17 protein-coding genes are annotated in these 23,747 nt (G+C 65.9%); 13 read left to right on the forward strand and 4 right to left on the reverse strand.

Annotation, left to right across the window (positions count from 1 at the left end; genetic code table 11):
* The first annotated feature begins 59 nt into the window (after positions 1-59).
* Both U5782_RS20075 and U5782_RS20080 read left to right on the forward strand, forming a co-directional pair.
* Complete coding sequence (locus U5782_RS20075; protein WP_322045625.1) at positions 60-1,385, forward strand: amidase; 1,326 nt, start codon at positions 60-62, stop codon at positions 1,383-1,385.
* 49 nt (positions 1,386-1,434) lie between these two features.
* Positions 1,435-2,100, forward strand: coding sequence for a GntR family transcriptional regulator (locus U5782_RS20080; protein ID WP_322045626.1), 666 nt, complete (start codon positions 1,435-1,437; stop codon positions 2,098-2,100).
* Between the two features lie 66 nt (positions 2,101-2,166).
* On the opposite strand, the gene U5782_RS20085 is transcribed toward U5782_RS20080, so the two are convergent.
* From U5782_RS20085 to U5782_RS20100, 4 genes are all read right to left on the reverse strand, one after another.
* Positions 2,167-2,613: a copper chaperone PCu(A)C gene (locus U5782_RS20085; RefSeq protein WP_322045627.1), complete on the reverse strand. Its 447-nt coding sequence runs from the start codon at positions 2,611-2,613 to the stop codon at positions 2,167-2,169.
* Between the two features lie 98 nt (positions 2,614-2,711).
* The gene (locus tag U5782_RS20090) at positions 2,712-3,107 is read right to left on the reverse strand and encodes a DUF2946 domain-containing protein (RefSeq protein ID WP_322045628.1); all 396 of its coding nucleotides are present in this window, start codon (positions 3,105-3,107) and stop codon (positions 2,712-2,714) included.
* 62 nt (positions 3,108-3,169) lie between these two features.
* Complete coding sequence (locus U5782_RS20095; protein ID WP_322045707.1) at positions 3,170-4,531, reverse strand: ATP-binding protein; 1,362 nt, start codon at positions 4,529-4,531, stop codon at positions 3,170-3,172.
* Positions 4,531-5,274 (reverse strand): response regulator transcription factor, encoded by a 744-nt coding sequence (locus tag U5782_RS20100; RefSeq protein WP_322045629.1) that lies wholly within the window; start codon positions 5,272-5,274, stop codon positions 4,531-4,533. The genes U5782_RS20095 and U5782_RS20100 overlap by 1 nt, the downstream gene beginning before the upstream one ends.
* Before the next feature lie 239 nt (positions 5,275-5,513).
* Between U5782_RS20100 and U5782_RS20105 the strand changes: the two genes are divergently transcribed.
* From U5782_RS20105 to bcsB, 11 genes are all read left to right on the forward strand, one after another.
* The gene (locus tag U5782_RS20105; RefSeq protein ID WP_322045630.1) at positions 5,514-6,848 is read left to right on the forward strand and encodes an MdtA/MuxA family multidrug efflux RND transporter periplasmic adaptor subunit; all 1,335 of its coding nucleotides are present in this window, start codon (positions 5,514-5,516) and stop codon (positions 6,846-6,848) included.
* Entirely contained in the window at positions 6,845-9,952 is a 3,108-nt protein-coding gene (locus U5782_RS20110; RefSeq protein WP_322045631.1) for a multidrug efflux RND transporter permease subunit, read from the forward strand. Before U5782_RS20105 ends, U5782_RS20110 begins: the two co-directional genes overlap by 4 nt.
* Positions 9,949-13,299: an efflux RND transporter permease subunit gene (locus U5782_RS20115; RefSeq protein ID WP_322045632.1), complete on the forward strand. Its 3,351-nt coding sequence runs from the start codon at positions 9,949-9,951 to the stop codon at positions 13,297-13,299. Before U5782_RS20110 ends, U5782_RS20115 begins: the two co-directional genes overlap by 4 nt.
* On the forward strand, positions 13,296-14,729 hold the full coding sequence (locus U5782_RS20120) for an efflux transporter outer membrane subunit (RefSeq protein WP_322045633.1): 1,434 nt from the start codon (positions 13,296-13,298) through the stop codon (positions 14,727-14,729). The genes U5782_RS20115 and U5782_RS20120 overlap by 4 nt, the downstream gene beginning before the upstream one ends.
* A gap of 59 nt (positions 14,730-14,788) precedes the next feature.
* On the forward strand, positions 14,789-15,544 hold the full coding sequence (locus U5782_RS20125; RefSeq protein ID WP_322045634.1) for a response regulator transcription factor: 756 nt from the start codon (positions 14,789-14,791) through the stop codon (positions 15,542-15,544).
* Positions 15,545-15,913: 369 nt separating this feature from the next.
* Positions 15,914-16,432 carry a hypothetical protein gene (locus U5782_RS20130; protein ID WP_322045635.1) on the forward strand — a complete coding sequence of 173 codons (519 nt, stop codon included), beginning with the start codon at positions 15,914-15,916 and terminating at the stop codon, positions 16,430-16,432.
* 415 nt (positions 16,433-16,847) lie between these two features.
* Positions 16,848-17,324 (forward strand): cellulose biosynthesis protein BcsD, encoded by a 477-nt coding sequence (gene bcsD / locus U5782_RS20135; RefSeq protein ID WP_322045636.1) that lies wholly within the window; start codon positions 16,848-16,850, stop codon positions 17,322-17,324.
* Positions 17,325-17,397: 73 nt separating this feature from the next.
* Positions 17,398-17,958, forward strand: a complete 561-nt coding sequence (locus U5782_RS20140; protein ID WP_322045637.1) for a hypothetical protein — start codon at positions 17,398-17,400, stop codon at positions 17,956-17,958.
* On the forward strand, positions 17,955-18,977 hold the full coding sequence (bcsQ, locus tag U5782_RS20145; RefSeq protein WP_322045638.1) for a cellulose biosynthesis protein BcsQ: 1,023 nt from the start codon (positions 17,955-17,957) through the stop codon (positions 18,975-18,977). The genes U5782_RS20140 and bcsQ overlap by 4 nt, the downstream gene beginning before the upstream one ends.
* 10 nt (positions 18,978-18,987) lie before the next feature.
* Positions 18,988-21,270 (forward strand): UDP-forming cellulose synthase catalytic subunit, encoded by a 2,283-nt coding sequence (bcsA, locus tag U5782_RS20150; protein WP_322045639.1) that lies wholly within the window; start codon positions 18,988-18,990, stop codon positions 21,268-21,270.
* Complete coding sequence (gene bcsB, locus U5782_RS20155; protein ID WP_322045640.1) at positions 21,267-23,708, forward strand: cellulose biosynthesis cyclic di-GMP-binding regulatory protein BcsB; 2,442 nt, start codon at positions 21,267-21,269, stop codon at positions 23,706-23,708. Before bcsA ends, bcsB begins: the two co-directional genes overlap by 4 nt.
* Positions 23,709-23,747: the final 39 nt, after the last annotated feature.

A 23,747-nucleotide genomic window follows, 5' to 3' on the forward strand; every position in this document is an offset into this window, starting at 1 on the left:
TGTCACGTTTGAGCCATCGCGTTCGCGCCGTGCGCGGACGCCTCGAAGGGAAGCGCAGAATGAACGAAGCCAAATCGTCGTTCGTGACGACATTGATTGCGCAGCGCGGCAACGTGGCTGCGAGCCGCGCGCGCATCGACGAAGCAGTCGCGCGCGCCGAGGCGCTCGAAGCGTCGCTGCATGCCTTCACGTATCGCCCTGGGTCGTACGTCGAGCCCGATGCGTGCGCGCCGCTCGCGGGCCTGCCCGTGGGCGTGAAGGATCTGATCGACACGGCCGATATGCCGACCGCCTACGGTTCGCCGATCTGGCGCGGGCATCGTCCGCTGGCCGATGCGCCCGTCGTCGCGCAACTGCGCGAGCTTGGCGCGCTGATCTTCGCCAAGACGGTGACGACGGAGTTCGCGTGGCGTCAGCCGGGGCCGACCGTGAATCCGTGGCGGCACGATCATACGCCGGGTGGTTCGTCGAGCGGCTCGGCGGCGGCGGTGGGGGCGGGCATCGTGCCGCTCGCGCTTGGCACGCAAACAGTGGGCTCGGTGATCCGGCCGGCCGCCTATTGCGGCGTCGTGGGTTACAAGCCGAGCTACGGCACGATTTCGCGCGCGGGCGTGCATGCGCTTGCGGCGTCGCTCGATCACATCGGCTTTTTCGCGCGCGATGTCGAAGTCGCGGCGCTCGCACATGCGTTGTTCGTGGCGCGGCGTCCCGAGGTGGCCGAGAGCGTAACGACCTGGCAGGCGTGGTTCGCGCCGTTGGCCGTGCCGCCGCGTCTGGGCGTTGTACGCACACCGTTCGACGATCGCTTGCAGGACGCGCAGAAAACGAATTTCGAAGCGTCGCTCGCGCAGTTGCGTGCGGCGGGCGCGCAGGTGAGCGAGATCGTTTTCGATGCGGACCTCGCCCAGATCGTCGACGCCTTGCAGGTGATCTTGCGCGTGGATGCGTGGCGCGCGATGGCGCTCGAGGCGCGCGATCATCGCGACGAATTGAGTGCGCACATGCGCGCGCTGATCGACGAAGGCGCGGCGATGCCCGAAGCGCGTTATCAGGCGGCTTTGACGTTGCAGGCGCAACTTCGCGCGAGATCGACTGAACTGCTCGCGGGCTGCGATGCACTTGTGAGCGTGCCGGCCACGGGGGCGGCGCCGGCCGGGCTCGACGATACTGGTGACCCAACATTCTGCGCGCCGTGGAGCCTGTTGGGCGTGCCCGCCGTGACGGTGCCGTCGGGCTGGACCGAAAGCGGATTGCCGCTGGGTTTTCAGATCGTCGGCGCGTTCGATGCCGATCTCTCGACATTGCGTGTGGCCTCGTGGATCGAACGCATCATCGGCGCGCGGCGCGATCTCGAACTGCCCGATCGCACGGAAGCGGCGGTGTAACGCACAAGGTCATCAGAAACATCAAACCCGCATCGGTCCAGGAGACACCATGACCAAGCCGTATCGCACCATTCAGGAGTACGTACTCGGCACGCTGCGCGCGGAGATTCTCCAGGGCGTCTATACGGCGGGCACGCGGCTGCGCCAGGAGGAAGTCGCCAAACGTCTCGGTGTGAGCACGACGCCGGTGCGTGAGGCGTTTCGCGATCTGCGCGCCGAAGGGCTCGTGGCGATCGATCCGAACAAGGGTGTCGAAGTGCGCGGGCTGACCGCCGACGATGTCAGCGAGATTTACGAACTGCGCATGATGCTCGAACCGATGTTGGCCGCGCGCGCCTGTGCGCGAGCAAGCGTGGCGCAACTCGAGGCGGCGCAGGCAAGCCACGAAGCCATGAGCGGCATTGCGCCGAGTTCCGAGCAATGGGCCTTGCTCAACGAGGAATTCCATCAGCATCTGATGGCCTGCGAAGCGCACACGCGGTTGTTCGAGGTGGTGCGCGGGCTTGCGCTGCTGGCGCGGCCCTATGTGTCGCTCTCCATGTACGTGCAGCCGGACATCATGGCGAACAACAACGAGGAACATGCGCAATTGCTCGCGGCCTGGCGCGCGCGCGACGCCGCGGCCGTGCATGAGCAGACGCGCGTGCATCTGCTCAATACGCGCGACGCGATCGTCGCCTGTGTGGATCAATCGGCGCGCGCGCTGGCGGCCTGATTCACGGCGCTCGATCGTGACCGATCCGCTCATGCATCGAGACGCGGATCGGTGACCTGCGAGGTCTTACTGACCCGCAGCGTTCTTCACGGCGCATTGCGCCTCGACCTTCTCGCCATCGCTGAACTGAAAGACGACGGGAATCGTCGAGCCTACGGTCAAGGGCTTTTTCGCCTTCTCGAACATGACGTGATAGCCGCCCGGCGCGAACGCCAGCGTGCCATTGGCCGGCACACTCGCCTTATCGACCATCGCCATCTTCGAGGCGCTGCCGCTGCTCTGCGTCTGGTGCAGCATGGCCATGCCGAAGGCGTCGGCGTGAATGCCCGTGAGATCGACCGGCTTGTCGCTCATGTTCATGAGCTTGAAATAGCCGCCCGAAGGAATATCGCCGGGCATCGAGCGGATCCAGCAGTCGGACACCGTCATCGCGCCTGAGGGCGCGGCGAAAGCTGGCAGTGCGGCAGCGGCGAACGGCAGGGCGAAAGCGAATTGGCGCAAAAAGCGATGCATGGAGTTTCTCCTGATCGTGGTTGAAGCGTGAAGGGTGCGAATACGCGCGCAAACGCGGCCCGTGCGTGAGCACGGTGCCGCAGCAAAAGCGCGGAATATCAGGCGTAAAAAGCCGAAAACGCAGGCGGGGCGCGCGGCCTTCCAGACGGAAAGTCGGCGGGAATATGTTGCGCGCGGGGGAGTGGGGCGGCAGGCGCGCTTTCGGCAATATCGAGCGCGGCAAAAGCAGCAGGCGGGGCCGACATCGCGGGCTGATGGCCGAGCAACGTGCAGTAGCCGCAGGCCGCGAGGCTGTCCGCATGAAGATGAAGATGCGATGCCGCTGGGGTGCCAGCAGTGGCGCTCGCCGAACACAGCACGCTGGCGGTATCGGGCGAAGCCGCCCGCGCCGAAGCGATCAACTGGCTCGCCACGGGCACGACCACGACGAGCCACATGGCGAGCAAGGCAAGCCATACGGACAGACGTCGACGGGTGCGAACGGGCAGGGACATCCGCGCATCGTAACGCATGAGCGGCAAAACTTCAGTCAAAACGTCAGGCGCGCCGTCAAGCGTTAGCGCTGCGAGAGCTCCGCTTTGGCGTCCTGATCGTGCGTGCACTGAGGCATCACGATGCGCGCCGTCAGCCCGACGGGACGCCGGTTGATGAGCTTGAGCTCACCGCCATGCGCGCGCACGATGTCGCGCACGATCGACAGTCCGAGCCCCACGCTGCCTGGCTGGCCGCGCCGCGAAGGATCGAGACGCACGAACGGTTCGAGCACGTCGCGCAGGCGCGTTTCGGGAATGCCCGGCCCGTCGTCGCTCACGTCGATCAGAATGGTGTCCTCGCGCACCGAGGCCACCACGACCACCGTCTCGCCAAAGCGCAAGGCGTTGTCGATCAGGTTCGCCAGCACGCGCTGCATGCCGTCGGGGCGGCAGAAGCAGCGGATCTGGCGCGGGCCTTCGTAGCGGATCGCGGCGCCCGCTTCCTCATACTCGTCGCAGATCGTCGCGATCAGCGCGCTCAGGTCGAGCCATTCCTTGCTCTCGTCGTCGTTGCCCGTATTCAGATACGAGAGCGCCGACGACACCATCGTCTGCATCAGGTCGATGTCCTTGCGCAGTTTGTCGCGCACGGTCTCGCTCTCGTTGGTGTCGAGTTGCAGACGCATGCGCGTGAGCGGCGTGCGCAAGTCGTGGCTCACCGCCGCAAGCATGCGCGTGCGGTTTTGCAGCGAATGCGTGATGCGCTCCTGCATCAGGTTGAACGCATGCGCGGCGCGGCGGATTTCGAGCGGGCCTTCTTCCTCGATGGGCGCGAGCGCGATCTCGCGGCCGAACGCCTCGGCCTTGTCGGCGAGACGGCGCAGCGGACGGATCACGCGCGCCACGGCCCACAGCGACATCGCCAGCAGCCCCACGCACATGAACAGCGCGGCGCCGTAGAACGGGAAGCGCAGGCGCGGCGGCTCGGGGCCGACACGTTGCGTACGCGCTTCGAGTTGCATCGCGTCGTCGTCCTTCAGGCGCACGAGCACCTGGATCGTGCCGTTCGGATCGCGCGCGTCGCACGAATGAACGCTGATGGTGGCGCCGATGTCGCGCAGTTCGTCGCTCAGCGTGTGATAGAGCTCGCTGTCGTCAAGCGTGTTGACGGTGCAGCGCGCGGGCGTCTTGGTCATGCCCAGCGTGAGGCTGGGCGTTTGCAGGCTGAGCGCCGTTCTCGCGCGCGCATCGACCGGCGTTTGCGCGAGCACGCGCGCGATGCTGGCGATGCGATAGGTCGGCGTCCAGGGCCACGGCGGCCTGGGCGGCCCGCCCGGGTTGAACAGCAGCAGGATGAACAGGCCGAACGTGATGCTCGACGAGCACGCGATGATGGCGAGGATTTGCCCGAGCGTGGTGGAGAAGAAGCGGCGCAAGGCTTGCATCACTCGAAGACCACGTCGAGCTGGAACGCGTAGCCGTCCGCACGCACCGTGCGGATGGTTTCTTCGAGCGGATCGTCGCCGCTCAGCTTGCGGCGCAGGCGGCTCACGAGCAGGTCGATCGAGCGCGTGGCGATCGGGAAATTCTTGCCGCGCGTGAGCGCGATCAGTTCCTCGCGCGAGAGCACCTGGCGTGCGTGGCGGCAGAACACCAGCAACAGATCGGTTTCCGCGCCCGTGAGCGGAATGCGCAGCCCTGCGGGCGAGCGCACGAAACGGCGGTACGGAAAGAAGGTGTGGCCCGCGAAGGCGATCACGAGTTCGGCGCCGGGGTCGCGCGCGGCGTCGCTGGATGCGCTCGGCTCCTCCTGCGCGCCGCTGGGCGGACGACGCAGCGCGGAGCGCATGCGCGCGAGCAGTTCGCGCAGATCGAAGGGCTTCGCGACGTAATCGTCCGCGCCCAGTTCGAGGCCGATCACCTTGTCCGTGGTCTCGACCAGCGCAGTCAGCATGATGATGCGCGGCCCGCCCGAGGCGCGCAGGCGGCGGCACAGTTCGAGCCCGTCCATGCCCGGCAACATCACGTCGAGCAGCACCAGCTCCACGCTTTCCTGCGCGAGCATGGCGAGCGCCTGCTCGGCGCTGCCGGCCACACGCGTGCGATAGCCCTTGCCGCTAAGGAATTGCGCAAGAGGGGCACTGATGTCCGGGTCGTCTTCGACGATGAGAATGGGAGCGTTGTTCAAGGGCAGGAAAGTGCAGCGCCGGGGCGTGCGTAAAACCGTGTAAAAAAGACCTTTTCATTGTCCAACAATTTGTTAACGGTTGGGCTGCATATCGTGTGTCAATCTGGATACATTGTGTTGATTCCATTATGAATCAACAACATATGCGCGCCATGCCGTATCGTTCGCGGCTTCTTTCACGTATCGCGAACGGCATGGACAAGCGCGTAGAGCCCCCCCGAAATCCTGATGAAACTAGCGTGCGCGAGCCGCACGAAACGAGCGGTGCCCGGCGCCGCCGGGTCTGGCCGTGGGCGCTGCTGGCGCTGGCCGTGGGCGCGGGGGCGCTGTTCGCGCTGCGCCCGCATGGCGGGCCCGCAGGCGGCCCGCCGGGCTTTCCGGGTGGTCCTGGCGGCCCCGGCGGCCCGGGCGGCCCAATGGGCGGCCAGCCGCAATCCGTGGGTATCGCCACCGCCGCCGCGGGCGATGTACCCGTGCGCCTGACCTCGCTCGGCACCGTCACGTCGCTCGCGACCGTCACCGTCAAATCGCAGATCAGCGGCTATCTCCAGTCGATTGACTTCCGCGAAGGCCAGCACGTGAAGAAGGGCGATCTGCTCGCCCAGGTCGACCCGCGCCAGTACGAAGTGCTGCTCAAGCAATATCAGGGACAGGTGGTGAAGGACCAGGCGCTGCTCGACAACGCGCGCCTCGACCTCGCGCGCTATCAGCGTCTCGCGAAAACCGACTCGGTTGCGCAGCAGACGCTCGACACCGCCGTGGCCACCGTGCACGAATACGAAGGCACGGTGCTCACCGACCAGGCCCAGGTCGATACGGAAAAGCTCAATCTCACCTACTGCCGCATCGTGTCGCCGGTCGACGGGCGCGTGGGCTTGCGTCAGGTCGATGTGGGCAATTACGTGACGGCCTCGGACACGGACGGCGTGGTCATCGTGACCGAGACCGATCCGATCTCGGTGGTGTTCACGCTGCCCGAGGACGATCTGCGCCGCCTGAACAAGCGCCTCGCGAGCGGCGCGCGTCTGGAAGTGGCGGCCTACGATCGCGCGGGCGACGAGAAACTCGCGGACGGCGTGCTCGACACCGTCGACAACCAGATCGACACCACCACGGGCACCGTGAAGCTGCGCGCGCTGTTCAAGAACACCGACGGCGCATTGTTCCCTAACCAGTTCGTCAATATTTCGCTGCTGCTCGACACGCTGCACGGCGCGGTGACGATTCCGGCCGAAGCCGTGCAGACCGGCACGCCTGGCACCTTCGTCTATCGCGTGAACGACAACCACACGGTGTCGCTGCGCAAGATTCGCGCGGGCGCGTCCGCCGATGGCCATACCGCCGTGCTCGCGGGGCTGGCGATTGGCGATCGTGTCGTGGTCGATGGCGCCGATCATCTGAGCGACGGCGTGAAGATTCGCGAACCGAAGCAGGGCACGCAACAAGGCACGCAACAAGGCACGCAACAAGGCACGCAACAAGGCACGCAACAAGGCACGCAACCGCGCGCCGACCAGGGCAGCGATAACAACGCCAAAGCAAACGCCAAAGCGAAGGCCCGCCCGCAGTCATGAATCCGTCGCGCCTCTTCATTCTGCGGCCCGTCGCGACCACCTTGCTGATGGCGGCGCTGCTCGTCGTCGGCCTGGTGGCGTGGCGCTTCCTGCCGCTTTCCGCGCTGCCCTCGGTCGAATACACGACGATCCAGGTGCAGACCTTCTATCCGGGCGCGAGCCCGGACGTGATGACCTCCGCGGTCACCGCGCCGCTCGAACAGCAGCTCGGCGAAATGGCGGGCCTCAAGCAGATGGCCTCGCATTCGTCGGCGGGCGCCTCGGTCATCACGCTGCAATTCGATCTCGCGGTCTCGATGGACGTGGCCGAGCAGGAAGTGCAGGCCGCCATCAACGCCGCCAACAGCCTGCTGCCGAGCGATCTGCCCGCGCCGCCCGTCTACGCCAAGGTCAATCCCGCTGACGCGCCAATCCTCACGCTCGCGATCACGTCGCCGACGATGCCGCTCACCGACGTGCAGGCGCTCGCCAACACCCGCATCGCGCAGAAGATTTCGCAGATGTCGGGCGTGGGTCTCGTCACGCTCTCCGGCGGCCACAAGCCGGCCGTGCGCGTGCGCCCGAACATCCGCGCGCTGGCCGCTTACGGCCTGAACGTGGACGACCTGCGCACCACGCTCACGAACGTCAACACGAATGCGCCGAAGGGCTCGCTCGACGGCCCGCATCGCGCGTGGACGATCGACTCGAACGACCAGATCGAAGATCCCCAGCAGTATCTGGATACCGTGATTGCGTATCGCAGCGGCCGTCCCGTGCTGCTGCGCGATGTTGCCGACGTGGTGGCGGGCGCGGAAAACACCCAGCTGGCCGCGTGGAGCAACGACACGCCCGCGATCCTGCTGAACGTGCAGCGCCAGCCCGGCGCCAACGTCATCAAGGTCGCGGACTCGATCAAGGCCATGCTGCCCGCGCTCACGCGCGATCTGCCTTCGTCGGTGCACGTGGCGCTGCTCACGGACCGCACGACCACGATCCGCGCCTCGGTGAAGGACGTGCAGCTCGAACTGGCGCTGGCCGTCGCGCTCGTGGTGATGGTGATCTTCGTGTTCCTGCGCAACGTGCCCGCGACGCTGATCCCGAGTCTTTCGGTGCCGCTCTCGCTGGTGGGCACCTTCGCGGCGATGTATCTGTATGGCTTCAGCCTCGACAATCTCTCGCTGATGGCGCTCACCATCGCGACGGGTTTCGTCGTGGACGATGCGATTGTCGTGATCGAGAACATCAGCCGTCACGTGGAAGCGGGGATGAAGCCGCTCGACGCGGCGCTCAAGGGCTCGCGCGAAATCGGCTTCACGATCATCTCGCTCACGGTCTCGCTGCTCGCGGTGCTGATTCCGCTGCTGTTCATGGGCGATGTGATCGGGCGTCTGTTCTACGAGTTCGCGGTGACGCTGGCCGTGGCCATCGTGATTTCGGCGCTGGTGTCGCTCACGCTCGTGCCGATGTTGTGCGCGCGCCTGCTGCGCGCCGCGCCGCATCAACATCAGAAGGAACGCAAGGGCCGCGACTGGTTCGGCCCCGTCATGAAGCACTACGATCGCGCGCTCACCTTCGCGCTCGATCACGAGAAGGCGACGCTGGCGGTGGCCATCGGCACCTTCGCGCTCACGGCGGCGCTCTATGTGTTCATCCCGAAGGGCTTCTTCCCGACCCAGGACACGGGCGTGATCCAGGGCATCACCGAAGCCTCGCAATCCATTTCGTTCGAGCGCATGAGCGCGTTGCAAACGCAGCTTGCCGATGCCGTGCTCAAGGACCCGGACGTCGTGAGCCTTTCGTCGTCGGTGGGCGTGGATGGCAGCAACATGACGCTCAACATGGGCCGAATGCAGATCAACCTCAAGCCGAAGGATGAACGCAGCGCCTCGGCCAGCGAGATCATCCGCCGTCTGCAAAGCGAAACCGCCGACGTCACGGGCATCGCGCTGCATATGCAGCCGGTCCAGGACCTGAGCGTGGATACGCAGGTGAGCGCGACGCAGTATCAGTTCATGCTCGACAACCCGTCGATGGACACGCTCAGCGCGTGGACGCCGAAGCTCATCGCCGAACTGCGCAAGCAGCCCGAACTCGCCGACGTGACGAGCGACCTGCAGGACGCGGGCCTTGCGGCCACCGTGCAGGTCGATCGCGCTACGGCGGCGCGCTTCGGCATTACGCTGGCGACCATCGACAATGCGCTCTACGACAGCTTCGGACAACGTATCGTCAGCACCATCTTCACGCAGTCGGACCAGAAGCGCGTGATCATGGAGATCGATCCGAAGCTCGCGCGCGGTCTCAACGCGTTCGACTCGGTGTATCTGCCGTCGTCCACCGCCACCGATGGCCAGGTGCCGCTTTCGGCCGTCGCGCAGATCGTCACGAGCAAGAAGCCGATCCAGATTTCGCACCTCGGCCAGTTCCCGGCCACGACGATCTCGTTCAACCTCGCGAAGGGCGCGTCGCTCGGCGAGGCGATCAAGGCGGTGAAGCGCGCGCAAGCCGCTGTGGCGTTGCCGGATAGTTTCGAAACGCGCTTCCAGGGCGCGACGGACGCGTTCCAGTCGTCGCTGTCGAGCGAGCTGTATCTGGTGCTCGCGGCCGTGCTCGTGATGTACGTGGTGCTGGGCGTGCTCTATGAGAGCTTCGTGCATCCGCTCACGATTCTTTCGACGTTGCCTTCGGCGGGCGTGGGCGCGTTGCTTGCGATGGTGATCACCGGCGCGGATCTCGACATCATCGGCGTGATTGGCATCGTGCTGCTGATTGGCATCGTCAAGAAGAACGCGATCATGATGATCGACTTCGCGCTCGCCGCCGAACGCGACGATGGCCTCAGCCCGCGCGAGGCGATTCATCGCGCCTGCCTGTTGCGCCTGCGCCCGATTCTCATGACGACGATGGCTGCGCTGATCGCCGCCGTGCCGCTGGCGCTTGGCACCGGCAGCGGCTCCGAATTGCGTCACCCGCTCGGCATCGCCATGATTGGCGGCCTCGTGTTTAGCCAGGCGCTCACGCTCTTCACCACGCCCGCGGTCTATCTCGCGATGGAGCGCATGGCGGCGTGGCTGCGTGCGCGCGGCTGGACGCTGAACGACGCGCAGCGGGGCACGTCATGAATCTGAGCGCGATCTTCATTCGCCGGCCGGTCGCGACGATCCTGATGACCGTCGCGATCGCCGTGGCGGGCATGCTCGCGTTCGGCTATCTGCCGGTCGCGCCGCTGCCGGCCGTGGATTTCCCGACCATCCGTGTGCAGGCGCAGATGGCGGGTGCGAGTCCGGAAACGATGGCCGCCACCGTCGCCGCGCCGCTCGAACGCCATCTGGGCCAGATCGCCGACGTCACGGAAATGACCTCGCAGAGCAGCGTCGGCTCCACCGATGTGATCCTGCAATTCGGCCTCGATCGCGACATCAACGGCGCCGCGCGCGACGTGCAGGCCGCGATCAACGCCGCGCGCGCGGACTTGCCGAGCGCGCTCAAGTCGAACCCGACCTATCGCAAGTTCAATCCCGCCGACGCGCCCATTCTGATCGTCTCGCTCACCTCGAAGACGCTCACGCCGGGCCAGCTTTACGACAGCGCGGCGACGGTGCTGCAACAGCGGCTCATGCAGATCGACGGCATTGGCAACGTCGATCTGAACGGCAGTTCGCTGCCCGCCGTGCGCGTGGAGTTGAACGCGGGCGCGCTGTTCAAATACGGCATTGGTCTCGAAGACGTGCGCGCCGCGCTCGCGGCCGCCAACGCGGACAGCGCGAAGGGCATGGTCAGCGACGGCGCGCTGCGCTGGCAGCTTTACGCCAACGACCAGGCCGAGCGCGCCGACGAATACCGCAATCTCGTGGTCGCCTGGCGCAGCAACCGGCCCGTGTTCCTGCGCGACGTGGCGCAGGTGAACGACTCGGTCGAAAGCCTGCGCAATGCGGGTTATGTGAACGGCAAGCCCGCCGTGATGCTGTGGATTTTCAAGCAGCCCGGCGGCAATATCGTCGACGTGGTCGATCGCGTGAAGGCCGTGCTGCCGCAATTGCAGGCCGCACTGCCGCCGGGCACCGAAGTCACCGTATCCGACGACCGCAGCAGCACGATTCGCGCCTCGCTCTCGCACACCGAGCGCACGCTCATCATTGCGGTGGTGCTGGTCGTGCTGGTGGTGCTCGCGTTCCTGCGCAATGTGCGCGCGACGCTGATTCCCGCCGTGACCGTGCCGGTGTCGATCCTCGGCACCTTCGGCGCGATGAAGCTGTTCGGCTACAGCCTCGACAATCTTTCGCTGATGGCGCTCACCATCGCCACGGGCTTCGTGGTGGACGACGCCATCGTTGTGCTGGAGAACATCGCGCGGCATCGCGAGCGCGGCGCATCGCGTTTCGAAGCCGCCTTCGCAGGCGCGAAGGAAGTGAGCTTCACCGTGATTTCGATGAGCGTCTCGCTGATCGCGGTGTTCCTGCCGATCCTGCTGATGGGCGGCCTCGTGGGCCGCATCTTCCGCGAGTTCGCGATCGTGCTGTCGATTGCGATTGCGGTCTCGATGGTGCTCGCGCTCACCACGACGCCTACGCTGTGCGCGCTGCTGTTGCGCAGCGAGCGCGAAGAAGCCGCGAAGCCGCGCAAGGACAATCGCTACACGCGCTTTTGCGCACGCGTGAGCGATACGCTCGGCCGCTGGTTCGATGCGGCGGAAGCCGTGTATGCGCGCACGCTGGGTGCGGCGCTGCGCCATCCTCTGCTGGTGCTGTGCACCTTGATCGCCACCATCGCGCTCAATGTCGTGCTCTATTCCGTGGTGCCCAAGAGCCTTTTCCCGCAACAGGATAGCGGGCTGATGGGCGGCGGCATGATGGCCGATCAAAGCATCTCGTTCCAGGCGATGAGCGCCAAGGTCAAGCAGGCGCTCGCCATCGTGAAGGCCGATCCCGCCGTGCAGACGGTGGTGGGCTTCACGGGCGGTCACGGCACCAACCAGGCGTTCACGAGCGTCACGCTCAAGCCGCTCGACGAGCGCAATGTCTCGGCGTTCGTGGTGATGGCGCGCCTGCGCCAGAAGCTCTCCGCGATTCCCGGCGTGCAGATGATGATGTTCCCGCGTCAGGATCTGATGGTGGGCGGTCGCCAGAGCTTCGCGCAATTCCAGTACACGCTGCAAGGCGACGACACCGCGCAGGTGCAGCAGTGGGCCACGCGCCTGACCGATGTGCTCAAGCACGTGCCCGCGCTCGCCGATGTGAGTTCCGATCAGCAAAATGGCGGCCTCTCCGCGAAAGTGGTGGTCGATCGCGCGACGGCGATGCGCTTCGGCCTCACGCCCGACACGATCGACGCGACGCTTTACGACGCCTTCGGCGAGCGTGAGGTGTCGACCATCTACAAGGAGCAGAACCAGTATCACGTGGTCATGGAAATCGCGCCGAAGTGGTTGCAGGACCCGTCTTCGCTCAACGATATTTATGTGAGCACCTCGGGTGCTTCGGCGAGCGGCACGTCGTCGACGAATGCGGTTTCGGGCACGGTCACGAGCGCATCGACGTCGTCATCGTCTTCGTCGAGCAGCACGTCCAGCAGCAGCACCAGCACGTCGAGTTCGGCCACCAACGCGGCCACCAATTCGATCGCCACCAGCACGGGCGGCAGCGTCTCCAGCGGCGCGGCCGTGAGCACGACGAGCGACACGATGGTGCCCTTGTCGGCGTTCTCGAAGCTCGTGCAGGCGCACACGCCGGTCTCGGTGAATCACCAGGGCCAGGCCGTGGCCGTGACGATCTCGTTCAACCTCGCGCCCGGCTATCAACTGGCCGATGCCACTGCCGCCGTCGATCAGGCCGTCAAGGATCTGAACATGCCCAACGCCGTGCATGGCGCGTTCGCGGGCACGGCGGGCAGCGCGCTCGCGGCTGCATCGGCGATGCCCTTGCTGATCGGCGCGGCGCTGCTGGCGGTCTATGCGGTGCTCGGCATGCTCTATGAGAGCTACGTGCATCCGCTCACGATTCTCTCGACGCTGCCCTCGGCGGGCGTGGGCGCGGTGCTCGCGCTGCTCGCGACCAATACCGAGTTTTCGGTGATCGCGCTGATCGGCGTGTTCCTGCTGATCGGCATCGTCAAGAAGAACGCGATCATGATGGTCGATTTCGCGCTCGACGCGCAGCGCACGCAAAACCTCTCGCCCGCCGAAGCGATTCGCACGGCCTGTGTGATGCGCTTTCGCCCGATCATGATGACGACCTGTGCCGCGCTGTTCGGCGCGGTGCCGCTCGTGCTCGACCAGGGCATGGGCGCGGAGCTGCGCCGCCCGCTCGGCATCGCCATCATCGGCGGGCTGATCGTGAGCCAGTTGCTCACGCTCTACACGACCCCTGTCGTCTATCTCTATCTCGATCGCCTGCGCCATCGCGCACGCGCCCTGTGGCGTCGCGTCCAGCGCGGTTCGTCCGGCGGCGCGATGACGGACACCTCATCATGAAGCTCATGCCCTTGCGTATCCGCAACACTCTCTGCACGTCCCTCGCGCTCGGCGCGGCCCTGCTCGCGCTGCAAGGCTGCACCGTCGGCCCCGATTACCGCCGCCCCGACGTGATCACGCCGGTCGCCTTCAAGGAAGCGCCGCAAGGCTGGAAGAGCGCCACGCCCGCCGACGGCGCGGCGCGCGGCGACTGGTGGAGCGTCTATCACGACCCCGTGCTCGACTCGCTGGTGCCGCAGGTGGCCATCAGCAACCAGAACCTGAAGGCCTACGAGGCCGCGTATCGCCAGGCGCTGGCGGTGGTGCGCGAGGCGCGCGCGAATCTCTCGCCCACGGTCTCGGTCTCGCCCGGCGTCTCGCGCGCGCGCAGCAGCAACACGACTTCGACAAGCGGTTCTCTGGAGGCCAGCGCGTCGTGGGATATCGATCTGTGGGGCAAGGTGCGCCGCCAGATCGAAAGCGACAAGGCGAGCGCGCAGGCGAGCGCGGCGCAGCTTGCCGACCTCACGCTATCGGCCCAGGAAGAACTCGTTTCGGACTACTTTTCGATGCGCTACCAGGATTCGCTCACGCGTCTTCTGAACGACACCGTGAAGGCCTACGAACGCAGCCTCGAGATCACGCGCAACCAGTACGAAGCGGGCGTAGCGGCGCGCTCGGACGTCGTGACCGCGCAGACCACGCTGGCGACCGCGCGCGCCTCGGCGATTGCTGCCGAAGAATTGCGCGACCAGTACGAACACGCGATTGCGCTGCTGATCGGCCGCCCGCCTTCTGGGCTCACGATCGCGCCGGCCGAACTCGCGCAGGACGTGCCCGACGTGCCGCTGGTGGTGCCGTCCGCGCTGCTCGAACGCCGCCCCGATATTGCCGAGGCCGAGCGCACGATGGCGCAGGAAAACGCGCTGGTTGGCGTGGCCGTGGCCGCGTATTACCCGACCATTTCGCTCTCGGGCGCGGCGGGCTTCTCGGGTGCTGCGCCGTTGCTGAGCGCGGCCAACGCGCTCTGGTCGCTCGCGGCGAGCGGCAGCGAAACGCTGATCGACGGCGGCGCGCGTTCGGCAAGCGTCGACGCGGCGCGCGCGACGTTCGACGAAAGCGTCGCCAATTATCGGCAGACGGTGCTGTCGGCCTTCCACGATGTCGAAGATGAATTGTCGAATCTGCGCGTGCTGGGCGAGCAGGCCGTTGCGCAGGATGAGGCTGTGAAGCTTGCGCGCCAGTCGGTGCAGATCTCGCTCGACGAATACGAGGCGGGCACGGTCGCCTATACGACCGTGGTGACCGCGCAGGCGACGGCGCTCTCGAACGAGGAAACCGCGTTGCAGGTGCGCTCGAACCGTCTGATCGCAAGCGCGAGCCTGATCGAAGCGCTGGGCGGCGGCTGGGACGCGTCGCAATTGCAAGAGTCGAAGCAGGCGCAGCGTTGAGGGTGCCTGTGCAAGACGCGGTAGAAGCAGGCAGGTCGTTGGGCTCGTCGGTCTCGTCGATGAAGCAGCGCATTCTCGTGGTCGACCCCGATCGCGCGCTGTGCGAATTGCTGTCGCATTTTCTGGGCGAGGCGGGGTTTAGCGTCTCGACTCTGCATACGTGCGGGCAATTGCCGATCGATGTGCGCTCGACCTTGCCCGATCTCGTGCTGATGGAGCGGCGCTTTGCCGACCTCGATGGGTTCGCGGCGCTCAAGCAGTTGCGCGGGCACGGCGACACCACGCCGGTCATCATTCTCTCGTCGCTTGCCGATGCGATCGACCGTGTGATCGGACTCGAACTCGGCGCGGACGATTATCTGGCCAAGCCGTTCGTGCCGTCCGAACTGCTCGCGCGCGTGAGGGCGGTGTTGCGCCGCATGCCCCGGATCACCTCGGGCGAGGCGCCGCGCGCGGTCGCGAAGGAACTGAGCTTCGGCCCGTTTCACATCGTGTATGCCACGCGCACGCTGCTGAAGGACGGCGTGCCCCTGCGCATTACCGAAAGCCAGTTTGCGTTGCTGGCCCTGCTCACGCAGCGTCCCATGCAAACGCTTTCGCGCGCGCAACTGGTGGCGCTCACGCGTGGCGGGATTCGCGAGAATAGCGTCAATGTGGCGATGTCGCGGCTGCGCGCGGTGCTGGAGGTCGACCCCGACCATCCAGGCTGGATTCGCACGCTGCGCGGCGAAGGCTATCAGTTCGTGCCCGATGTACGGGGCGATGGCGGGCAAGCGGGCGGGATGGCTGAATCGGTTGAGCGTTCCGACTCATGAGCTGAATCGACACGCGCGGAAATCATCAGGACGGTTAAGTAAGTTGAAGGGGGAATATTTATTTCCCGCCCGCGGTGGGTGCGCCGCCGCGTGGTACTATTTTTGCAATTGTTAAATTGCTTGAAACCGGCCATTGGATGGCGGTTGCAAGTCCGACCAGAAAAGCAGGCCGCCGCATCGCACGATACGGCGGCCGTTTTTCTGCCTGCGTGCAGATCGTGCCGATTTTGCGCCAGGCAGCGTAACAAGTTGTACATCGAGGCTGCACATCGAGGCAGTCCATCGCACGCGCACATCGATCGGGTTTTCAGTCGGGGAATCCGCGTCGATGCTTATAAAAGATAATTAGATTTGACCTTATGCCTCGGGGTGGGGCGGGTCACGATAAAAATGAAAACAACCGAATACATGTTTCGTTTCCGGGGAAGCAGAAACGAAACACTGCGCTACAGCGCAATCGTCGTGCACGGAATCAGTATCGCGTTCATTCGAATCGGTTCTGCACACGCGCCGTTTTCACTGATGGTGCCGAGAGTGCACGATGAAACGTTTGCGCACGCGCCGGCGGAACATCTCGTGCGTCTCGCGATCGCGCAGGCGATTTACGACGATCTGTTCGAATCGCATCCGCAGCAGGCGGTCGACTTGAACGTTCACGGCCCGCTGTGGGATGGCGAACTGGAAACGGGGCAATGGCGGCACGGCGTCGATGCCGGGGCGCCCGAGCCGCTTGCCGCCTGCGAGAGCCCGCGCGCCAAGGCGCAGGAGACATCGCAAACGGTGCCGCTCGCGGCGGCCACAGCGCGTAGTCAGTTGGTCGATGCTGAGGCGGACAACATGCCAGAAGAAAATCCGCAAGCGCCGCGTGGCGTGCGCGCGCTTGTCTGATGAATCTCGCGCCGTGCGAGCCGAAGGCCTGGGCAGAAGGCGATGACCTGTTGTATTACGCCGTAATAAATTGCCGCTCAGGCTGATTCGAAGGGCTTTTCACGCGCGCGGGCTTTCTTCAGTTGAAACAGTTTGAATGCGTCTGATTGAAGCGCCCCTTTTTCATCGCAAACGTTTTCGGCATTTATTTTCTGTCGCGCGGACGTGACAGATCGAGCGATCCCGCGAGATTAAAAAATAAAAACGGCTGCAATAATAAGTATAATCCGCCGCGCGCGCCGAATTAGCCTGACGTCCTTGTAGGTCTACGAGCAGGGATCATCGGCAAGGATTACCTGTGCGCAACGTTGGTCACTGCCCGGATCGCGTTCAGGGCCGCTTCTCCCAGTTCCTTAGTTACACACCGAGTCACACAATGTGCGCCTGCGCGGCGGTATCGCGGCAGAAGGCGCATGGATATGCGATGAATTCCAAGCCTGAACCGCAATGGCGTCCGTTCCTGTCGTTGTTCGCGCAAGAGTTGACGCAAAACCTGACCCCGAAGCTTCTGACCCAGCTCATGCGTGGCTCGGGCGGCCAATTCGCCAGTCAATATGCCCTCGAGCCTGCCGGCACGGTCGCCGCCATGCAGGCGGCCATGAATCAGGTCTGGAGCGAACTGGGCTGGGGCAGCGTCGAGATACGCGAGGCTCAGGACTGGCTGGTGCTCACGCATTACCGCGCGCCGCTCAAGGCGGCCTTTGGCCCGGAAAACCTGGCGTGGGCCGGGGCGTTCCTCGAAGGGGCCTATGAAGCATGGATGCACCAGTTGGGCGCCGATTCGCAATTGCGAATGACCACGGCAGGCCCGGCGGATGTTTCGGGAACGATGGTTTTTCTGTTCGGCAGATAAAAAAACAGCAGATTGTGCCTGGGCGCATGGCCCGGTTTGATGGACGGCACAACGAATACGACGGGGTCGGCGCATGAGCAGTGCTTCGGACATTGCAAATCTTTTCGGTGTGGCGGGCGGCAGTCCAGCGCAGTACCAGGAAGTGGAACGCACGGAGCAGACGCAAGGTACGCGTGGCTCATGGGCTGCGTTGCCCGCGGCTGAGTTGATCCCGTGTGCGGCGCCTCTGGTTGAGGCGGCGCCGCTGGAAACGGCGCAGGCCGACACGACGCCAATCGATGCGCCGCATGCGGCGGACGAGGTTCATGCCGAGGTACTGGCGGTTGCGCCCGAGCCCGATTCGGATGCAGCACCGGACGCAGATCCGGACGCACCGCAGCGGCTCATCGCGTGGACCATTGCCGCGAGCGCCGCGGAACCGCCTCCGGTTGTGGTGGCCGTGCCCGAGGTCGGGGCCGTCGCTGAATCCGAAGCCGTGTCGTCGGTCGCGTTCACCGCGCCCGCGCCTGCTGTTGTCGCTGCAACCTCGAGCGCAAACAACGAACCGCAGCCTGCTGCGCTCAGCAGCGTGTTCGCGCGCCTGCTTGCGCGCAACGAGTCTCGCGACGACGTGCCGCCAACCGGGACCCCATGATCGTCGTCGCAGTCGTTTCCGCGAAGGGCGGCGTGGGCAAGAGCACGATTGCGGCCAATCTGGCCGTCGTGCTGGCTCGTCACGGCCGAACCGTGCTGGCCGTCGATCTCGATCCGCAGAACGCCCTGCATCTGCACCTGGGCGGCAATCCGCAAGCCATCGCGGGTCTGTCGCGCGCGAGCGTGGCGGGTGCGCCGTGGAGCGATGCCTGCGTGCGCACCGCGTCGGGCGTTCACGTGCTGCCGTTCGGCCAGATCAACGAGGTCGATCTGCCGGCGCTCGAGCGCCGCATCGCGGACGCGCCGAACTGGCTTTCGGTTCACTTGCAGCGCCTCGATCTGCCCGACGACGCGGTGGTGATCCTGGACACGCCGCCGGGTGTGTCCGACTACCTGCGTCAGGCGCTGGGCGTGGCCGATCTCGTGATCTCCGTCGTGCTGGCGGATGCGGCGTCGTATGCCACGCTGCCGCAGATCGGGAACCTGATCCGGCGTTATCAAGGTCAACAACGCGACCAACAACGTAGTCAACAGCGCGGCGCGCTCGCCCCGGTGTGCATCGTCAACCAGGTCGACGAGACACGCGCGATCTCGCGCGAATCGCTGGCGCTGATCGAGGGTGTGCTGGGCGAGCGCGTGATCGCGCGCGTGCGTGTGGACCAGTCGGTGAGCGAGGCGTTGGGGCAAGGCCGCACCGTCGCCGAAGCGCCTGCGCACAGTGTGGGACGCGAGGACCTCACGCAGTGCGCTGTGCAGGTGCTGCGCCGCTTGCCTTCGAGTTCGGCGGCGAGCGGTGTTGTGCCGCAGGCCGTGGCGCAACCCGCCATCGAGGCACGAGAGCAACAAGAGCAACAAGAGAATCAAGCGGAACAATTCATGAATATGGTGCTGGGCGACGACGACAGACGCCCGGCTGCGGCGGTTTCGTCGTCGCGAATGATGAGCGTGAATCGGTTGATGGCCGTGCTGCTGTGTGGGGTGCTGGTGCTGCTGATCGTGCTTGGGGTCAAGACCCGCTAGGGAAGAGGCAATGGCACAGATCGAACAGGACAACCACGACAAACACGACGGGCAGCCACGCGTGCAGCCCATGCTGCAACGTCAACGCGCGAGTGCGCAGCAGAGCGACGACGCCGGCGACTGGGACGACAAGCTCCTCGCCGCGGGCGCGGCGCTGCTCGCGCGCGGCTGGGTGCGCGTGCTCCTGACGGTGGCCGCCGTGCTGCTGTTTATTTCCACGATGACGGTTCCCCTCGCGGCGTCGCGGCAATGGATCTTCGCCCTGCTTTGCATGGGCGTCGCGATTCTCCTGAACCGCGTTCGCAGCCGCGTTCTCACGGTGTCGCTGGTGGCCTTGTCGGTGTTCATGTCGATGCGCTATCTGTACTGGCGCGTGACGCAGACGCTGGCCTTCACCGGCCCGCTCGACGCGACCTTCGGCTATCTGCTGCTGGCCGCCGAATGCTATGCGGTGCTGATGCTGCTGTGCAGTTACTTCCAGTCGCTCTGGCCGCTGCATCGCCGCCCGGCGCCGCTGCCGGCCGATCCCTCGGCATGGCCGACGGTGGATGTGTTCATCCCCACCTATAACGAGCCGCTCGAAGTCGTGCGGCAATCGGTGCTGGCCGCGACGCTGCTCGACTGGCCCGCCGGGAAGATGCGCGTCTACCTGCTCGACGACGGCCGTCGCGACGAGTTCCGCGCCTTCTGCGCAGAGGCGGGCGTCGACTACCTGACGCGGCCCGACAACACGCACGCCAAGGCGGGCAACCTCAACGCGGCGCTCGCGAAGACGAGCGGCGAGTACATCGCCGTGTTCGACTGCGATCACGTCACCACGCGTTCGTTCCTGCAGGTCTGCATGGGCTGGTTCCTGAAAGATCCGAAGATGGCGATGGTGCAGACGCCGCACGTGTTCTATTCGCCCGATCCGTTCGAACGCAATCTCGAGACCTTCCGCAAGGTGCCCAACGAAGGCGATCTGTTCTATGGCGTGCTGCAAAACGGCAACGACCTCTGGAACGCGGCGTTCTTCTGCGGCTCCTGTGCGGTGCTGCGCCGCTCGGCGCTCGACGATGTGGGCGGCGTGGCGACCGAGAGCGTCACGGAAGACGCGCTGACCGCGCTCAAGATGAGCATGCGGGGCTACAACACCGGCTATCTGGCGATTCCGCAGGCGGCGGGTCTGGCCACCGAAAGCCTCGGCCGCCACGTCGGCCAGCGCATTCGCTGGGCGCGCGGCATGGCGGAAATCTTCCGCCAGTTCAATCCGCTGCTGATCACGGGACTGACGCTGCCGCAGCGCCTGTGCTACCTCAGCGCGATGATGCACTTCTTCTTCGGCTTGCCGCGCATCGTGTTCCTGATGACGCCGATGGCCTATCTGTTCTTCGGCGCGCACGTCTTCCATGCGTCGGCGCTCATGCTGCTGGCCTATGCGGTGCCTCACCTCGTCATTTCGAGCATCGGCGCCTCGCGCATTCAGGGGCGCTTTCGCCATTCGTTCTGGAGCGAGGTCTACGAAACGGTGCTGGCGTGGTACGTCATCCTGCCCGCGCTCCAGGCCGTGCTGTTCCCCGGCCGCAAGGGCTTCAACGTGACGTCCAAGGGCGGCGTGATCCGCAAGTCCTTCCTCGACTGGGCGATGGCGCGGCCCTACATCGGCCTGCTGTGCATCAACCTGGCGGGCTTCGCGGTTGGCGTGGTCGGGCTGATCCGCAGTCCCGGCTGGCCCGAGTCGATGAGTATCGTCTTCAATCTGGTCTGGGTGATCTACAACGTGATGAACCTCAGCGCCGCGGCGGGCGTGGCAAGCGAATCGCGCCAGTTGCGTCTCACGCCGCGCGTGCCGATCGAGCTGCCGGCTTCGGTGCTGCTCGCCGATGGGCGCCGCATCGCGTGTCAGACCAGCGACTATTCGCAGGGCGGTCTCGGCCTCGTGTTGCCCGAGGACGTGGCGCTGCCGCAGCGCGGCGAGCGCATCGTGGTCTCGGTGTTCCGCGACGACTACGAGGGCAAGTTCCCCGCCGAGGTCCAGGTGTGCCGCGGCCGCACGGTGGGTGTGAGCTTCCCCGCGCTGACGATCGATCAGGAACGCGACTTCATGCGCGTGACGTTTTCGCGCGCCGATAGCTGGATCGGCTCGTGGGGCCGCTATCGTCCCGACCGTCCGCTGCGCAGTCTGTTCGAAGTGCTCGCCGTCGGCCTGCGCGGCCTGCGGGAATTGTCACGACATCTGTTGCTGGGTGGGCGCGAGCGTCTGGCACGCCCGGCCACGGTCGCGGACAGCGAGTTGGGATCGAAGCAATCGTGAGTCTCGACTATCTGTTGCGTTTGCGCGCCTGGAAGCGCGCCTCGATCCGCGCGCGCCGGCTGCGCGCGCTGCTGGCTTCGGCCCTGGCTGTCGTCTCGCTCGCGGCGAGCGTCGCGCTGGCCGAGGCTGCGCCTGCTGCGCCAGCATCGGCCGCCGCGGCATCGGCTGCCGCGGCATCGGCACCAGCCGCCGCACCTTCCGCTACGCAAGCGGCTACGCAGACCCCAGCGTCTGCGTCGGCCGATGCCGCGCCGTCCGACGCCTACACCTACCGCATTCCGCTGGTGCGCCAACAGAACGCGCCGGGGCTGAGCTTGCTCGGCGAGGACGCCTATGGCGGCATGGACTTCGGCTTGCGGCGCGACGAGCGGGTGATCAGCGCGCGCCTCGTGCTGGACTATCGCTATTCGCCCACCTTGCTGCCCGCGCTTTCGCATCTGAACGTGCTGCTCAACAGCGTGGTGGGCGCGACCATTGCGCTGCCCGAACCGGCGCCGGCTGCGTCCGTGCAGACGACGGTGGATCTGCCGGTCTCCCTGCTGACCGACTTCAATCACCTGAACCTCGAACTGATCGCCCATAGCAAGGCGAGCGATGCGGGCAACGATCCGCTGAGCGCCGATCTGTGGCTGAAGGCCGCGCCGACGAGCGTGCTCGAACTGACCGTGGCGCCGGCGGCCGTGGCGAGCGACCTGTCGCATCTGCCCGCGCCGTTCTTCGACGAGCACGACGTGCGCCGGGTGAGCCTGCCCGTCGTGCTGCCGCGCGCGCCGGGCGCGAATCGCCTGGAGGCGGCGGGGATCGTAACTTCGTGGCTTGGCGTGCAGGCGGGTTATCGCGGCTCGCACTTCTCCGCGAGTCTCGGCGCGTTGCCCGCGCACGGCCATGGCGTGGTGGTGGCGTTGCGCGACGAGTTGCCGGGGCTCGGCCTCGGCCAGGGTGCCGCCGCGCTGGCGGTGGACGGCCCGACGCTCGCGATCGTGCCGAACCCCAACGACGCCAACGGCAAGCTGCTGGTGGTCGCGGGCCGCGACGAGACCGAACTGCGTGCAGCGGCGACCACGCTGGCGCTGGGCGCGAAGACGCTGTCCGGCTCACAGGTCAGGATCGACCGCCCGGTCGTCGCCGCGCCGCGCAAGCCTTATGACGCGCCAAGGTGGCTGCCTTCCGACCGTCCGGTCGAGCTGGGCGAATTGCTCGCGGCCAATCGCTTCACGATCCAGGGCTTGCGTCCCGGCGCGATCGCCGTGGACCTGCGTCTGCCGCCGGGCCTGTTCGGTTTCGACAATAGCGGCGCGGTGCTGAATCTGCGCTACCGCTATACGGCGCGCCCGGAATCGACGCATTCGGTGCTCCAGGTGCTGGCGGGCAACACGCCGATCCAGACCCTGGCGCTACGTGGCGACGCGTCGGACGGTCATGCCGTGATGCACATCCCCACGTATCTGCTGCCGCCGCTGACGACGCTGCAATTCGACTATCGCTACGAGAACGTCAAGACGAAGGACGGCTGGCAGGACGAGCCGGGCGGGGCGCTGCTGAGCGCCATTGACCCGACTTCGACTATCGATATTTCGCGGCTGCCGCGTTACACCGCCATGCCGGATCTGCGCGCATTCGCGAACGCCGGCTTTCCGTTCACGCGCCTCGCCGACCTGGCCGACAGCGCGGTGATCCTGCCGACGCAGCCGGTCGCCGACGACTACGCCGCCTACCTCACGCTGATGGGCAGCATGGGCCAGGCGAGCGGCTATCCGGTGCTGGGCGTCACGGTGGCCGGGCCGGCGCAGATCGACGCGCTGCGCGACAAGGATTTGCTCGTGCTGGCCTCGGGCGATAGCGCGGGCCGCAACGCGGCTGACAACCAGCCCTTGCTGAAAACCTGGCGCGAGGCGCTGCCGCCGGGCTTCTTCGGGCCGGTCAGCACATCGGGCAAGGGCCCCGCCGCCTGGTGGGACAAGCTGAGCGGCGGCCATGCCACGGCCCGGCGCGACGAGGCCATCGACGCGCTGTATCGCAGCGACGACCACGACGGCATGGTGGCCGGCTTCGAATCGCCGCTCAAGCGCGGACGCAGCGTGGTGGTGGTCGCGGGCAATACGCCGGGCGGCCTCGCGGCGGTGGTGGACGCGCTGCAGGCAAGCCCCGATCGTACCGGCGACCTGGTGAGCGGCAGCCTCGTGATCGTGCACGACGGCATCCTCACCGCGCTGAACAAGGATCAGAGCTATTTCATCGGCTCCTTGCCGCTGGGGCTCGCGCTCGAGTGGTTCTTCGCGAGCCATATCGCGCTGCTGCTCGTGGCGACGCTGCTCAGCGTCGTGCTCATCGGGCTGTTCGGTGGCGTGCTGCTGCACCGGCGCGCCCTCAACCGCCTGGACCTGGACATTCCCCAGACATCGCAACGTGAAGAAGGACGACGAGGTTCTCATGTTTAAAAGCCGGCCTGACTTTTCCCGGGCACGCCTCGCGCGTCG

It is taken from the genome of Paraburkholderia sp. J67 (assembly GCF_905220265.1).
In the GTDB taxonomy this organism is placed as follows: Bacteria; Pseudomonadota; Gammaproteobacteria; order Burkholderiales; family Burkholderiaceae; genus Paraburkholderia.

What these genes read in the sequence shown, in the direction of transcription:
- U5782_RS20075 (WP_322045625.1), top strand. Translation starts at nt 60, where the DNA reads ATGAACGAAGCCAAATCGTCGTTCGTGACGACATTGATTGCGCAGCGC.
- U5782_RS20080 (WP_322045626.1), top strand. Translation starts at nt 1,435, where the DNA reads ATGACCAAGCCGTATCGCACCATTCAGGAGTACGTACTCGGCACGCTG.
- U5782_RS20085 (WP_322045627.1), bottom strand. Translation starts at nt 2,613, where the DNA reads ATGCATCGCTTTTTGCGCCAATTCGCTTTCGCCCTGCCGTTCGCCGCT.
- U5782_RS20090 (WP_322045628.1), bottom strand. Translation starts at nt 3,107, where the DNA reads ATGTCCCTGCCCGTTCGCACCCGTCGACGTCTGTCCGTATGGCTTGCC.
- U5782_RS20095 (WP_322045707.1), bottom strand. Translation starts at nt 4,531, where the DNA reads ATGCAAGCCTTGCGCCGCTTCTTCTCCACCACGCTCGGGCAAATCCTC.
- U5782_RS20110 (WP_322045631.1), top strand. Translation starts at nt 6,845, where the DNA reads ATGAATCCGTCGCGCCTCTTCATTCTGCGGCCCGTCGCGACCACCTTG.
- U5782_RS20115 (WP_322045632.1), top strand. Translation starts at nt 9,949, where the DNA reads ATGAATCTGAGCGCGATCTTCATTCGCCGGCCGGTCGCGACGATCCTG.
- U5782_RS20120 (WP_322045633.1), top strand. Translation starts at nt 13,296, where the DNA reads ATGAAGCTCATGCCCTTGCGTATCCGCAACACTCTCTGCACGTCCCTC.
- U5782_RS20125 (WP_322045634.1), top strand. Translation starts at nt 14,789, where the DNA reads ATGAAGCAGCGCATTCTCGTGGTCGACCCCGATCGCGCGCTGTGCGAA.
- bcsD (WP_322045636.1), top strand. Translation starts at nt 16,848, where the DNA reads ATGTGCGCCTGCGCGGCGGTATCGCGGCAGAAGGCGCATGGATATGCG.
- U5782_RS20140 (WP_322045637.1), top strand. Translation starts at nt 17,398, where the DNA reads ATGAGCAGTGCTTCGGACATTGCAAATCTTTTCGGTGTGGCGGGCGGC.
- bcsQ (WP_322045638.1), top strand. Translation starts at nt 17,955, where the DNA reads ATGATCGTCGTCGCAGTCGTTTCCGCGAAGGGCGGCGTGGGCAAGAGC.
- bcsA (WP_322045639.1), top strand. Translation starts at nt 18,988, where the DNA reads ATGGCACAGATCGAACAGGACAACCACGACAAACACGACGGGCAGCCA.